The organism is Brevundimonas sp. (genome assembly GCF_035627055.1).
Lineage (GTDB): Bacteria > Pseudomonadota > Alphaproteobacteria > Caulobacterales > Caulobacteraceae > Brevundimonas.
Genome location: NZ_DASPMM010000009.1, coordinates 13776 through 27371, shown reverse-complemented (window position 1 = coordinate 27371; position 13596 = coordinate 13776). Strand labels below are relative to the sequence as shown.

The 13596-nt window shown below is 71.1% G+C and carries 13 protein-coding genes; 3 read left to right on the top strand and 10 right to left on the bottom strand.

The genetic code is table 11. The annotated features are described in order from the left end of the window. Positions 1 to 11: 11 nt before the first annotated feature. Genes hisIE through VEA98_RS03300 form a run of 8 tightly spaced genes read right to left on the bottom strand, consistent with a single transcriptional unit; the run spans position 12 to position 6686 of the window. On the bottom strand, positions 12 to 650 hold the full coding sequence (gene hisIE / locus VEA98_RS03335; protein ID WP_324811060.1) for a bifunctional phosphoribosyl-AMP cyclohydrolase/phosphoribosyl-ATP diphosphatase HisIE: 639 nt from the start codon (positions 648 to 650) through the stop codon (positions 12 to 14). Further along, positions 647 to 1414, bottom strand: a complete 768-nt coding sequence (gene hisF, locus VEA98_RS03330; protein WP_324811059.1) for an imidazole glycerol phosphate synthase subunit HisF — start codon at positions 1412 to 1414, stop codon at positions 647 to 649. Before hisF ends, hisIE begins: the two co-directional genes overlap by 4 nt. Beyond that, positions 1411 to 2145 (bottom strand): 1-(5-phosphoribosyl)-5-[(5-phosphoribosylamino)methylideneamino] imidazole-4-carboxamide isomerase, encoded by a 735-nt coding sequence (locus VEA98_RS03325; RefSeq protein WP_324811058.1) that lies wholly within the window; start codon positions 2143 to 2145, stop codon positions 1411 to 1413. The genes hisF and VEA98_RS03325 overlap by 4 nt, the downstream gene beginning before the upstream one ends. Beyond that, complete coding sequence (gene hisH, locus VEA98_RS03320) at positions 2142 to 2744, bottom strand: imidazole glycerol phosphate synthase subunit HisH (RefSeq protein ID WP_324811057.1); 603 nt, start codon at positions 2742 to 2744, stop codon at positions 2142 to 2144. The genes VEA98_RS03325 and hisH overlap by 4 nt, the downstream gene beginning before the upstream one ends. Beyond that, on the bottom strand, positions 2741 to 4180 hold the full coding sequence (gene hisB / locus VEA98_RS03315; protein WP_324811056.1) for an imidazoleglycerol-phosphate dehydratase HisB: 1440 nt from the start codon (positions 4178 to 4180) through the stop codon (positions 2741 to 2743). The genes hisH and hisB overlap by 4 nt, the downstream gene beginning before the upstream one ends. Then, entirely contained in the window at positions 4177 to 5484 is a 1308-nt protein-coding gene (hisD, locus tag VEA98_RS03310) for a histidinol dehydrogenase (RefSeq protein WP_324811055.1), read from the bottom strand. Before hisD ends, hisB begins: the two co-directional genes overlap by 4 nt. Next, a complete protein-coding gene (hisG, locus tag VEA98_RS03305) occupies positions 5484 to 6365 on the bottom strand; it encodes an ATP phosphoribosyltransferase (protein ID WP_324811054.1) in 882 nt (293 codons plus the stop codon). Before hisG ends, hisD begins: the two co-directional genes overlap by 1 nt. Positions 6366 to 6374: 9 nt before the next feature. After that, complete coding sequence (locus tag VEA98_RS03300) at positions 6375 to 6686, bottom strand: YerC/YecD family TrpR-related protein (RefSeq protein WP_324811053.1); 312 nt, start codon at positions 6684 to 6686, stop codon at positions 6375 to 6377. Positions 6687 to 6864: 178 nt separating this feature from the next. On the opposite strand from VEA98_RS03300, the gene VEA98_RS03295 reads away from it, so the two are divergent. Next, positions 6865 to 8073: an NAD(P)/FAD-dependent oxidoreductase gene (locus VEA98_RS03295; RefSeq protein WP_324811052.1), complete on the top strand. Its 1209-nt coding sequence runs from the start codon at positions 6865 to 6867 to the stop codon at positions 8071 to 8073. A 6-nt stretch (positions 8074 to 8079) separates the two neighbouring features. On the opposite strand, the gene VEA98_RS03290 is transcribed toward VEA98_RS03295, so the two are convergent. Beyond that, positions 8080 to 9345 carry a GGDEF domain-containing phosphodiesterase gene (locus VEA98_RS03290; RefSeq protein ID WP_324811051.1) on the bottom strand — a complete coding sequence of 422 codons (1266 nt, stop codon included), beginning with the start codon at positions 9343 to 9345 and terminating at the stop codon, positions 8080 to 8082. 224 nt (positions 9346 to 9569) lie between these two features. Here VEA98_RS03290 and VEA98_RS03285 point away from each other — a divergent pair, with 224 nt between their 5' ends. Then, entirely contained in the window at positions 9570 to 11825 is a 2256-nt protein-coding gene (locus VEA98_RS03285; protein ID WP_324811050.1) for a TonB-dependent siderophore receptor, read from the top strand. 8 nt (positions 11826 to 11833) lie between these two features. Continuing rightward, positions 11834 to 12511 (top strand): Fe2+-dependent dioxygenase, encoded by a 678-nt coding sequence (locus tag VEA98_RS03280; RefSeq protein ID WP_324811049.1) that lies wholly within the window; start codon positions 11834 to 11836, stop codon positions 12509 to 12511. Positions 12512 to 12555: 44 nt separating this feature from the next. On the opposite strand, the gene VEA98_RS03275 is transcribed toward VEA98_RS03280, so the two are convergent. Continuing rightward, the gene (locus tag VEA98_RS03275) at positions 12556 to 13596 is read right to left on the bottom strand and encodes an FAD:protein FMN transferase (protein WP_324811048.1); all 1041 of its coding nucleotides are present in this window, start codon (positions 13594 to 13596) and stop codon (positions 12556 to 12558) included.

Sequence of the window (13596 nt, the reverse complement as noted above, 5' to 3'; positions counted from 1 at the left end):
TCTCCTCAGGTTCAGGTCCCAGCTTGACCGGGATTTGGTCTGGCCGCTTCCACGCGTTGCGCCAAGACATCGAGGACGTCCTGAAACACCATGTGACGGGCGCGCAGCAGCACCAGCAGATGGTAGATCAAATCCGCGGCCTCGGAGGCGAGTTCCGAATCCGGTCCGGCCGCGCCGGCGAGCGCGGTCTCGACGCCCTCCTCGCCAACCTTCTGGGCGGCGCGTTTGGGGCCCTCGGCGAGCAGGCGGGCGGTCCAGCTTTCGGTCGGGTCGGCCGCGGCGCGGGCGGCGATGGTCTGCTCCAGCCGGGCGAGGCGGCCGAGGCCGGGGGCGTCCTCGTCGCCGAAGCAGCTGATCCGGTTCAAGTGGCAGGCGTTCCCGACGGGGCGGACCTTGAGCACGAGGGCGTCGGCGTCGCAGTCGGGGGTGAGGGAGACGACATGCAGCCGGTCGCCCGAGGTCTCGCCCTTGCGCCAGCGGCCGCCGCGCGAGCGGGAGAAGAAGGTCGCCTCGCCGGAGGCGATCGTCTCGTCGAGGGCGGCGCGGTCCATGTAGGCCAGGGTCAGCACTTGGAGGGTGGCGGCGTCCTGGACGACGACGGGGATCAGGCCGTCGCCCTTGGCGAAGTCGAGGGTGGAGGGATCGATCATGGCCGTATCTCCACGCCGCCGTTGATGAGGAACGCCTTCAGGTCCGGGATGGTCAGCGAACCGGTGTGGAAGACGCTGGCGGCGAGGGCGCCGGAGACGCCGGCCTGCTGGAAGACGTCGACGAAGTGCGAGGCCGCGCCGGCCCCACCGGAGGCGACCAGCGGAACGGTCAGGCGGGCGCGGGCGGCGGAGAGCTGGGCGATATCGTAGCCGGCGCGGACGCCGTCTTCGTCCATGCAGTTGAGGACGATTTCGCCCGCCCCGCGGTCCTGCGCCTCGACGATCCAGTCGAGGGTGCGACGGCCGGCGCCGCGGCTGGCCGTGGGGTCGCCGGTGTACTGGTGGACGAACCAGTCGTCGGCCGCGCGCTTCGAGTCGACGCCGACGACGACGCACTGGGCGCCGAAGCGGGCGGCGAGGTCGGAGATCAGCTCCGGGCGCTCCAGCGCGGGGGAGTTGATCGAGACCTTGTCGGCGCCGTGGTCGAGGCAGCGGCCGGCCTGTTCGACCGAGCGGATGCCGCCGGCGACGCTGAACGGGATGTCGAGCAGGCGGGCGATATCCCGGACCCAGCCGTAGTCGAGGGTGCGGCCCTCCGGGCTGGCGGTGATGTCGTAGAAGACCAGTTCGTCAGCGCCCTGGTCGCGGTAGCGGGCGGCGAGGTCGGCGGCGTCGCCCATGTCGACGTGGCCCTCGAACCGCACGCCCTTGACGACGCGGCCGTCCTTGACGTCGAGGCAGGGCATGATGCGGCGGGCGGTCATGCGCGGGCGGCTTCCAGGGCCTGTTGCAGTTTGAAGCGGCCTTCGTAGAGGGCGCGGCCGACGATGGCGCCGGAAGCGCCGACGGAGCGGGCGCCGGTCAGGTCGGAGACGCCGGCGACGCCGCCGGAGGCCTGCAGCCACAGGTCTGGACGACGCCGGTGGATCTCGGCCAGCAGATCGAGGTTGGGGCCGGTCAGAGCCCCGTCGCGGCCGACGTCGGTGACCAGCAAGTGTTTCGCCACGCCGGGCGGATAGCGGTCGAGGGCGGCCCAAAGGTCGATGTCGGCGGCCTCGGTCCAGCCCTTGAGCGCCGGGATGTAGCGGTCGCCGTCGGCCTTGACGTCGATGGCGAGGGTGATGCGGTCGGGGCCGAACCGGTCCAGCCAGCCGGAGACCGCCCCGGGATCGGAGACGGCGAGGGAGCCGATGACCACCCGGCTGACGCCGGCGTCGAGGAGGCGCTGCACGTCGTCGGCGGAGCGGACGCCGCCGCCGGACTGAATGCGGATGTCGATGGCCGCGGTGAGCTCGCCGATCAGGGCGTGCTGCATGGCGCGGCCCGCCTCGGCCCCGTCGAGATCGACGATGTGGGCCCAGTCGGCCCCGGCGGCGCGGAAGGCGGCGAGGCGGGCGGCGGGGTCGTCGTCATAGCGGGTCACGGCGTCGAAGCGGCCGTGCATCAGGCGCACGCAGACGCCGCCGCGCAGGTCGATGGCGGGGTAGACGATCATGCGCTGAGGTCCAGGAAGTTGCCGAGGATGCGGGCTCCGGCGGCGGCGGACCGCTCCGGGTGAAACTGGCAGCCCCAGCGATTGGCGCTGCGGACGACGGCCGGGATCGGGACGCCATAGTCGGCGCTGGCCAGGGTCGCCTCGCCGTCGGGGCAGACGTAGCTGTGCACGAAAAAGGCATAGGCGCCGTCGTTGAGGCCTTCGAGCAGCGGGTCCGGGCGGGTGATGGCCAGCTTCGACCAGCCCATGTGCGGGACCGGGCGATCCGCGTCCGGCTCCAGGCGACGCACAGCGCCGGGAATGAGGCCGAGCATGTCCACGCCGCCGCCTTCCTCGCTGGCTTCGAACAGCAGTTGCTGGCCGAGACAGACGCCGAGCAGGGGGCGGGCAAAGGCGCGGATCGGCTCGACGAGGCCGAGTTCGGACAGGCGCGCCATGGCGTAGCCGGCGGCGCCGACGCCCGGGAGGATCAGGCGGTCGGCGGCGGCCACCTCGGCCGGATCCGCGGTCAGGCGGACGGTGGCGCCCAGCCGCTCGAGCGCGAACTGCACCGACGCGACGTTGCCGGCGCCACAGGAGACGACGGTAACCGCGCTCACAGCACCCCCTTTGTGCTCGGCACGGCGTCGCCCTCGATGCGGATGGCCTGGCGCAGGGCGCGGCCGAAGGCCTTGTAGACGGCCTCGGTCTTGTGGTGGTCGTCGTCGCCGGTGACCGAGACGTGGATGGCGGCGCCGAGGTGTTCGGCGAGCGAGCGGAACACGTGGGCGGTCAGGTCGGTGCGGTAATCGCCGATGAAGGGAGTGGCGAAGGTCCCCTGGAACACGGGGAAGGGGCGGCCGGACAGGTCGATGGAGACGGCCGCCTCGGCCTCGTCCATGGGCAGGACGAAGCCGTAGCGGGCGATGCCGCGACGTTCGCCGAGCGCCTGTTTCAGGGCCTGGCCGAGGGCGATGGCCGAGTCCTCGATGGAGTGGTGCGGGTCGGTGTGCAGGTCGCCCTCGCACGACAGGCGGAGGGAGAAGCCGCCGTGGGCCGCGACCTGCTCCAGCATGTGATCGAAGAAGCCGACGCCGGTAGCGATGGCGACCGGGCCGGGGGCGTCGAGATCAACGGCGCAGACGAGGCGGGTCTCCTTCGTGTCGCGGATCGACTGGCCGGTGCGGTGGGGGCGGGACGCGGCCGGGGCGAGATTGAGGGCGGCGAGCAGGCGGTCGTTGACCTCGGCGCGGGCGGAGACGGGTAGGCGCAGGCGGTCGCCCGACAGGTCGGCCGCCACGCCGAAGCGCGCGAGATCGGTCCGCACGGCCTCGGGGTCCGAGGGCCGGGCCATGATGACCGGGCCGAAGCCGGGTTCGATCGGGATGGCGCGGGAGAGCGCCTTCGTCAGCCGCTCCCGTTCGAAGCGGACGAGGGCGAGCCGCTGGCGCGTTTCCATCATCCGCGAGGGGTCGAGCGCCTGCAGGGCCAGACGGACGGAGACCTCGGGCAGGGCGTAGGGCTCGAGGACGGCGGCCAGCCGGGCGAGGGTTTCGGGCTGCCCCAGAGCCGCGCCGACGCGGGCGCCGGCGAGGCCATAGGCGAGCGACAGGCTGCGCAGGACGACGAGGTTCGGGTGCTCGCCGAGGAGCGCAGCGGCGGAAGGGGCGTCGGCGAACTCGGCCAAGCCCTCGTCGATGACCAGCAGGGTCGGGGCGAGGCGGGCGGCCATCTCCGCAAAGGCCTCGGGCGAGCCGAGGGCGCGCACGATGACAGCGCCCGGCTCAGTGCGGGCGTCGGTCCTCGCGTAGAGCGCGGCGAGGGAACGATAAGGTTCGGCGTCGGGCGCCTGGACGCCGAGGCCATCGCGGGCGGCAAGGCGGAAGACGAGCTCCAGCCCGTGAGTCAGCCCGCGGACTGGCAGGACGTTTTCAGCCGGCACGCCGTAGACCTCGGCCATGCGGGCGGCGAGGGCGCGGGGCTCGGTCGGGTAGCGGTCGAGGCCGTCGCCGCCGGCGACCAGCGGGGCGAAGGGGGCGGGGAGGTTGGTGATCATCCGCCGCGCCTCAGGTCGGCGGCGCGGGCGTGGGCCTCGAGGCCTTCGAGGCGGGCGAGGTGGGCGGCGACGGGGGCGAGGGTGCGGGCGCCGGCCTCGGTGACGCTCTGCACTGACATCGAGGTCATGAAGCTGGCCGTGGTGATGCCGCCGAAGGTGCGGGCGGCGCCGTCGGTGGGGAGGACGTGGCTGGGGCCGGCGGCGTAGTCGCCCAGGGTCTCGGCGGCGTAGGGGCCGACGAAGACCGCGCCGGCGGCGGTGATGCGGTCAACGAGCGCTTCGGCGTCGACCGTCTGCAGGGCCAGGTGTTCGGGGGCGTAGAGGTTGGCGATCTCGCAGGCTTCGGCGATGTCGCGGACGCGGATGGCGCAGCCTCCGGCGAGGGAGGCGCGGGCGATGTCGGCGCGGGGCAGGGTCCCCAGCTGGCGCTCCACCTCGGCGAGGATGGCGGCGATGTTGGCGCGGCTTTCGGAGACGAGAACGACTTGGGCGTCGGCGTCGTGTTCCGCCTGGCTGAGCAGGTCGGCGGCGGCGATCTTCGGGTCGGCGTCGCGGTCGGCGATGACCAGCAGTTCGGAGGGGCCGGCGGGCATGTCGACGGCGGGGCCGCGAGGGAGGGCGGCGGCCTGTTTCTTGGCCTCGGCCACCCAGGCGTTGCCGGGGCCGAACAGCTTGTCGACGGGCTCGATCGCACCGTCGTCGAAGGTCGCGCCGAAGGTCAGGGCCGCGATGGCCTGGGCGCCGCCGATCAGCCACAGGGCGTCGAGACCGGCCTCTGCGGCGGCGTAGATCATGGCCGGGCGGACCCCGCCGTCCTTCGCGGGCGGGGTGACGACGACGCGCTGACGCACGCCGGCGACTTCGGCCGGAATGGCCAGCATCAGCAGGGAGGAGACCAAGGGGGCGGTCCCGCCGGGGACGTAGAGGCCCGCCGCGCCGATCGGCCGCCAGACGAGCCGCGAGCGGACGCCGGGGGTGGTCTCGAAGAAGGGGGTGTCCTCGGGCCGGGTGGCATGATGGAAGACGCGGATGTTCTCGGCGGCGATACGCAGCGAGCGGGTGGCGGTCGGCGGCAGGGCGTCGCGGGCGGCGGCGACGGCCTCCGGCGTGACGGCGATGCGACGGGGGGTGAAGCCGTCGAGCTTCAGGCTCCAGTCCGCGACGGCGGCGCCGCCGCGCGCCTGCACGTCGTCGAAGATCTCGCGCACGACGTCGGTGACGCGCGCTTCGCTGCGGCGGACGGGGCGGGCGAGGGCGTCCAGCCGGCCCTGCGCGTCGAGCGTGCTCCAGTCGATGAGGCGCATCACATCATCTTCTCGATGGGGAGGACGAGAATGGCCGAGGCGCCGGCGGCCTTGAGCGTCTCCAGCGTCTCCCAGAACACCGCCTCCTGGCAGACGGCGTGGACGGCGACGGCGTCGTCGCGGCCGGACAGGGGCATGACGGTCGGCGAGCCGGCCCCCGGCAGGATGGCGGTGATCCGCTCCAGCGCCGAGCGGGGGGCGTTGAGCATGACGTATTTGGCGCCCTGCGAGGACACCACGCCGCTCATCCGCTCGATGATGCTGTCGAGCAGGTGCTGGAGGCCCGGTTCCGGCGCGACGGGCGAGCGAATCAGCACGGCCTGGCTCTCGAGTACGGTCTCCTTCGCGCCGAGACCGTTGGCCTCCAGCGTCGCGCCGGTGGAGACGAGATCGCAGATGGCGGAGGCCAGCTTCAGCCGGGGCGCGACCTCGACGGCGCCGCGCATGGTGACGATGTCGGCGCGAACGTTCCGCTCATCGAGGAAGCGGCGGAGGATGCGGGGGTAGGAGGTGGCGATGCGCTGGCCTTCGAGGGACGCGGGGCTGTCGTAGGCGAGGGTCTGCGGCACGGCGATCTTCAGGGTGCAGCGGCCGAAACCGAGCGGCATGACCACCTCGGCGACCGGGCCGCCGTTGCGCGCCTCCTCCAGCACGTTCTCGCCGACGATGCCGAGGTCGCAGACGCCGTCGGCGACGAAGGTCGGGATGTCGTCGTCGCGGACGCGCAGCAGGTCGATGGGGTAGTTCTCGACCCGATAGAGCAGGTCGTTGTTGCCCTTGATCACGCGCAGGCCGGCGTCGCGGACGAGGTCGAGGCTGCGGTCGGCCAGACGGCCGGATTTCTGGACGGCGATACGCAGCCGCCCCTGAACGGTGCTCATGATTTCAACTCAGGTTTTGAGGCGGTCCAGCACGAGGCGGTAGCCCTGGTGCGGCATTTCCTTGAGGAAGCGGGCGACGCGCACGACGGTGGTCGGGCTGGCCTGGGCCTCGGCGGCGATCTCGCGATACGACTTGCCGCCGGCGTCGAGCAGGCGGGCGACATCCCAGCGCTCGGCGAAGGCGCGAACCTCGGCCGGGGTGCACAGGTCGGCGAGGAAGGCGTCGACCTCGTCGCGCGTCTTCAGCGACAGCAGGGCGTCGTAGAGGGCGACGCGGCTGCGCGCCGTGGCGGCGGCGTTGCGGGGGAGGGTGTCGGTCATGAGTGTTCCACTATGCTGTAACAGTGGAACGGTCAAGGGGAGGCAACAGGCAACAGGCAGCAGGCAGCAGGCAGCAGGGAGGCTGGCGGCTGTTCCGGCGGAGCCAGGTGGGCCGGGTCCTGCTGCCTGCTGCCTGCTGCCTATTCCCTCGCTCACCCGCCCCCTCTATCTGCATCCCATGACCAAGGTTCTGATCATCGGCGCGGGGCATGCGGGCGGGACGGCGGCGGCGTTGCTGCGGCAGTACGGGCATGAGGGGCCGATCGTGCTGGCCGGCGAGGAGCCGGCGCCGCCGTACCAGCGGCCGCCGCTGTCGAAGGCGTGGCTGAAGGGCGAGGCCGATCTGGAGGCGCTGCTGCTGCGCCCGGAGGAATTCTACGCCGAGCACGGAATCGAGCTGCGGCTGGGCGTGACCGCGACGGCCGTCGACGCCGCGGCGAAGACCGTGAGCTTCGCCGACGGGACGGTCGAGCCGTATGACGCCCTGATCCTGGCGACCGGGTCGACGGCGCGGAAGCTGAGCCTGCCGGGCGCGGACCGGCCGGATCTGCTGGAACTGCGGACGCTGGCGGACGCGGAGAAGCTGAAGGCGGCGCTGGGGCCGGGGCGGCGGCTGGCGGTGGTCGGGGGCGGCTATGTCGGGCTGGAGGCGGCGGCGTCGGCGCGCGCGCTGGGGGCCGAGGCGGTAATCATCGAGCGGATGGACCGGGTGCTGGCGCGGGTGGCCTCGCCGGTGCTGTCGGAGTTCTTCACCCGCTATCATCGCGATCACGGGGTGGAGGTGCTGACCTCGGCCGAGGTGACCGGCTTCGAGCCGGCCGGGGTGCGTCTGGCGGACGGCGCCTTGATCGAGGCGGATGCCGTCCTGGTCGGGGTCGGGGCCCAGGCGTGCGATCAGCTGGCCGGAACGGCGGGCCTGACCTGCGAGAACGGGGTCGTGGTGGACGAGGCGGGGCGGACCTCGGATCCCGCGATCTGGGCCATCGGCGACGTGACCTCCCGGCCGGTGCCGGTGCACGGCGGACGACGGCATCGGCTGGAGAGCGTGCCCAATGCGCTGGAGCAGGCCAAGCAGGCGGCGGCGGCGATCACCGGACGGCCGGCGCCGGCCCCCGAGGTTCCGTGGTTCTGGTCGGACCAGTACGATGTGAAGCTGCAGATCGCCGGCCTCGCCGAGGGCGCCGACCGGCAGGTGGTGCGGGGCGACCCGGCCTCGGCCGCCTTCGCCGTCTTCCACCTGAAGGGCGACCGGATCCTCAGCGTCGAGGCGGTCAACGCGCCGGCCGAGTTCATGGGCGGGCGGATGATGATCCTGAAGGGCACGCCGGTGGACAAGGCGAAACTTGCGGATCTGTCGACGCCGATGAAAGCGGTGGCAGCGGTCTGACTGGCCTCAGGCGGCGGCGACGCCCGCTCCGTGCGGGGCTCCGCCCAGACGCTCGAACAGGGCCGGGAGCGAGACCGGACGACCGATCAGATAGCCTTGGGCCATGTCGCAGCCCATGCCGCGCAGCAGGGCCAGGGCGGTCGGGGTCTCGACCCCCTCGGCGGTGACCTTCATGCCCAGGCCGTGGGCGAGGTCGATGGTCGACTTGACCAGAAGGGCGTCGCGGGCGGAGTCGTCGAGCCCGAGCACGAAGCTCTTGTCGATCTTCAGTTCGTCGGCGCGGATCTGCTTCAGATAGGTCAGCGACGACAGGCCGGAGCCGTAGTCGTCCAGCGAGACGCAGATGCCGGCCTCGGCGAACCGGTCGAGGATGCGCAGGGCCGCCTCGGGATTTCCGACCACGGCCGTCTCGGTGATCTCGAAGCACAGCCGGGCGTCAGACGCCTTGACGGCGGCCAGGGCGAAGTCGGCGAAGCTTTCGTCGGACAGCAGGCGACCCGAAACATTGACTGAAACCATCAGGTCGTGGCCGGCGCGGCGCAGTTCGCCCTGATCGTGGATGGCCTGGTGGATGACCCATTCGGTGAGCGGCCGGATGTGCCCCGTCTCTTCGGCCATGACCACGAAGACGTCGGGCGAGACGCAGCCCCGCCGGGGATGGGTCCAGCGGGCCAGCGCCTCCACCGCCGTCACCCCCTCGGCGCGGAAATCGTATTTCGGCTGGTAGTTCAGCGAGAACTCGCCGTTGTCCAGGGCGGCCATCAGTTCGCTGATCAGCGACAGATTTCCGGCAGGATCGCCGTAGCGGACCGCGTCGAACCCCATGGCCCGGCGGTGGGCGGCGCGGGCCTGGTCGACCGCGATCGAGGCGCGGTCGACAGGCGAGGCCACCGTCCGGTTGGCCAAGCCGGTGCGAGCGAGCCCTGCGGTGAGGGCGATGTCGACCGGGGCGCCGTTGAGGATCACCGGCGTCTGGGCGGCGTCGCAGAGGCGGGCGGCGGTCTGCACCGCCTGGTCGTCATCATCGGCATGCAGCAGCAGCCCCAGGACGCTCGCGCCGACCCGGGCGACCTGGGCGCCGCCGCTGAGGGCTGACAGGCGATGACCGACGGTGGTCAGCAGGCGGGCCATGGAATCGTAGCCGATGGCGTTGCGCAGCACCTCGAAGCGGTCGATGCCGAACAGGACGACGTAGATGGGGTCTCCCCCGGCGGCGAGCCGCTCAAGGGCCAGGCGGTTGCCCAGCCCGGTCTCCTGATCGTGCAGGGCCATATGCGTCAGGCGCGCGTCATGGTCGCCCACAACCGTCCGGTCGGGGGCGGAGGAAAACAGCGCGGAAAGGAACGCAAGCGGACTGCGCATCCCTCGCGTCTACCGCAGTGTCATGAAGCGGGCGTAAACCGTAATGGATTGCGAATAAGTCGCAAAACGCTTGCGCGGACCGCTCAAGCTGATAATGCGAGCGCATCGCAATATCAAGCCAAGGCCCCTCCCCCATGTCGCTTTCCGGTCCCGAAGCCCTGCGCGCCCTCCTGTTCGCCTCCAGCGCCGCGGGAATGCTGATGGCGGGACCGGCGCTGGCGGATCCGGGCCCCGACGGGATCGATCCGCAGGATGCGACCAATCTCGGCACGCTGACCGTTCACGGGCAGCCCGCCCGACGGGAGCCGCAATCGACCGAGTTCGTGGCGCCGCTGGTCGATACGCCGCGATCCGTGACCATCATCCCCCAGCAGATCATCGAGCAAACGGCGGCCACCTCGCTGCAGGACATCCTGCGCACCTCGCCGGGCATCACCTTTGGGGCGGGCGAAGGCGGCCAGCCGCTGGCCGACCGTCCGTTCATCCGGGGACAGTCTTCGGGCAACAACATCTTCGTGGATGGCATCCGCGACCCGGGCGGCCAGCAGCGCGAGGTGTTCAACCTCGAACAGGTCGAGGTCATCAAGGGGCCCGACGCGGTCTATTCCGGGCGCGGTTCGGGCGGCGGCAGCATCAATCTGAGCTCCAAGGCGCCGCGGCTGACCGATTTCACCCGTCTGGGCCTCGGCGTCGGGACGGACGGCTACCTGCGCGGCACGATCGACCAGAACTGGAGCCTCGGAGACACCGCCGGCCTGCGATTGAACCTGATGGGATCGCAGGGCGACGTCCCCGGTCGCGAGGCCGTGGATTTCGACAAATGGGGCCTCGGCCTGTCTCTGGCGGCGGGGCTGGGCACGGACACCACCGCGACGCTCGGATATTACCACCTGACCAGCGACCAGATGCCGGACTACGGCATCCCGTTGTTCACCAAGATCGGGGTGCGGACCACCGACAGCGGCGTGCTGGATGTACCTTACGACAGCTTCTACGGCCTGACGGCGCGGGACTATCTGACCAACGAGGTCGATAGCCTGACCCTCGAACTGGAGCACCGGATCAACAGCCATCTGTCGATCCGCAACGTCACCCGCTACTCCGAGACCCTGAACGACTATGTCGTCACCAATCCGGGCGACGGCGGCCGCATCGATACCGGCGGCGTGGTGCTGGTCGGCGGGGAGTACTGGATGAAACGGGCGACCAAGTCGCGCTGGAATCCGGCCGAGACCTTCGCCAACGTCATCGACCTGTACGGCAGCGTCGACGCGGGCGGGATGACCCATAATTTCGACGCCGGGGTCGAGTTCAGCCGCGAGATCAACCGCAACGCCTCCTATGATGTGGTGACCACCAGCGGCTCCGCCTGCCCCGCGCCCCTGACCGGCTTCGACTGCACGCGGGTCTACGATCCCGACCCTGCCGATCCGTGGGCGGGGACCATCACCCGTGGCGCCGAAATCCACGCCAACACCAACACCCTTGGTCTGTACGCCTTCGATTCCATCCGGTTCGACGAGCACTGGGTGTTGAACCTGGGCCTGCGCCACGACCGCTACGATGTGGACGGGACGGTCCTGCCGCGCGGCGCGACGGTCCCGGTCGCCGAACAGGGATCCTGGGACTTCGTCAACTACCAGGTCGGCCTGGTCTACAAGCCCACGGAGGACAGCAGCGTCTACGCCTCATGGGCGACGTCTTCCACGCCGCCGACGGTCTCGGGCGGCGACCAGAACGGCGCCGGGGGCTCGGGCACGGGAAATCTGTCCGGCGAGTTGCTCGATCCTGAAGAGACCGAAAGCTTCGAAGTCGGGGCCAAGGCCAACCTGTTCGGCGACCGTCTGGCCCTGTCGGCCGCGGCCTTCCTGCTGAAGCGCGAGAACGCCGCGATCCAGGTCTCCCCCGGGGTCTTCGAACAGGCCGGCGAGGCCGAGGTGAAGGGGATCGAGCTCGGCGTGTCGGGCAACATCACCCGGGCCTGGCAGGTGTTCGGCGGCTACACCTGGATGGAGTCCGAACTGGTGTCCGGCGCCTATGACAGCGTCAACGTCGGCGATCCGCTGGCCAATACGCCGGAGCACACCTTCAGCCTGTTCAGCACCTACCGGGTGACGCCGAAACTGAGCCTCGGCGGCGGGCTCTACCATGTGTCGGACAGCTTCGGCGGCAACCAGGGCGGAGCCGGAGGCGGCGCCAACCGGGTCTATGCGCCGGCCTGGACGCGGGTCGACCTGTTCGCCTCCTACGACCTGACCGAGACCGCTGCGCTGCAGCTGAACATCCAGAACGCGGGCGACGAGGAATACATCCTGCGCACCAACGGCGTGCACCACGCCGACGTGGCGCCGGCGCGGCAGGCTATCCTGACGCTGAATCTGCGCTACTAGGTCGGGCCATGCTGCTCCACATCCCCGGCGTCTTCTCGAAGGACGAGGTCGCGACCCTGCGATCGCGACTGGACGGCGGGGCGTGGGTCGACGGCAACGTCACCTCGGGTCACCAGTCCGCGACCGCCAAGGTCAACCGGCAACTGCCTGAGGACTCGGTCGAGGCGCGCGAGGTCGGCGCCCTGGTCGTGCAGGCCCTGAACGCAAATCCGATGTTCGTGTCGGCGGCCCTGCCGCACACGGTCTTCCCGCCGCTGTTCAACGCCTATGAGGGCGGGGAGCATTTCGGAACCCACGTCGACAACGCCATCCGGCAGCGCGGGGCCGTGCGGATCCGCAGCGACCTGTCGGCGACGCTGTTCCTGTCGGAGCGGGGGGACTACGACGGCGGCGAACTGGTCATCGAGGAGATGTACGGACCGCAGTCGGTCAAGCTGCCGGCCGGGGACCTGGTGCTGTATCCGTCCAAGAGCCTGCACCGGGTGACGCCGGTGACGCGCGGCCGTCGGGTGGCGAGTTTCTTCTGGATTCAAAGCCTTGTGCGGGACGACGCCGACCGGGAGACGCTGTTCCGGATGGACGTGGCGATCCAGCGGGTCAACGCCGACAAGGGGCCGAAGGATCCGGCGGTGCTGGAGCTGACCGCCGTCTATCACAACCTGCTTCGGCGCTGGACCGAGGTCTGAGACCGTCCCCCGGGCCGGCGGCCGAGGCCCGGTCCGGGCGCCGGTCAGGCTCCCTCCTTCAACATGGCGACGAAGGCGGGGGTGACCGTCTCGAGCAGGCCGTCTTCGCCGCGAACCGCGAAGGCGGCGGCGATGTTCATGGCCTCGGCGAAGGCGGGACCCTCAGCAGGGCCCATGACGACCAGGGCGGTGGTCATGGCGTCGGCGTACAGGGCGGTGTCGGCGAGCACGGTGACGGAGACGACTTCGTCGTCGACCGGTCGGCCGGTGTGGCCGTCGATGAGGCGGTTGCCGCCGCCTGACGTGGCCATGGCCATGTCGAAGAGGGCGGCGGCCGTGCGGGGCGCGCGCCCGCCCGCCGGCTGCGGCAGCGGCGCCCACCATGGATGGCCGCCCGGCTTGACGCCTGCGCCGCGCAGCTCGCCGCCAATCCCGACGAGGTGATGTGTGGCGCCCATGGCGGTCAGCCGGTCGGAGATCCGGTCGACGGCATGGCCGCGGACGGCGCCCGACAGGTCGAGCTTGACGCCGCCCAGCTGCTGGACGGCCCGGGCGTCCCGGTTGAGGCGCAGGCGCCCCCAGCCGCTCAGGGCGAGGGCGGCCGCGATCTCGTCCCCGGACGGAAGCCCGGGCGCGGACCCCGGCGGACCGTGGCCCCACAGCTCGACGAGCGCGCCCAAGGTTGGATCGAAGGCGCCATTGGTGTCGTCGGCCAGATCAAGCGCCGTGTTGAGCAGCGACCAGAAGGGCTCCGACACAGCCCAGAAACCCGGCGGGGCGGCGTTGAGACGCGACAGCTCCGAGCGCGGCTCCTCATGGCTGAACAGGAGGATGATCCGCTTCAGTTCCTCCTCGATCGCGATCTGGCAATCGGCGCGGTCGAGATCGGCCGGCGGAGCGAGCCGCACGTTCCAGATCGCGCCCAGGGTCTCGCCGCTGAGGTCCCAGATCAGGCCGGACGGCGGTTGCGTCGGCGTCTTGCCGTGGGTGGGGATCAGCAGCCGGTTGTCGACGCGGAGGCCGTCTTCGCCGACCAGCATCGGCGGCGGCGCGGAGCGGCGGGGCGCAGACGGGTGGTCGGTCAT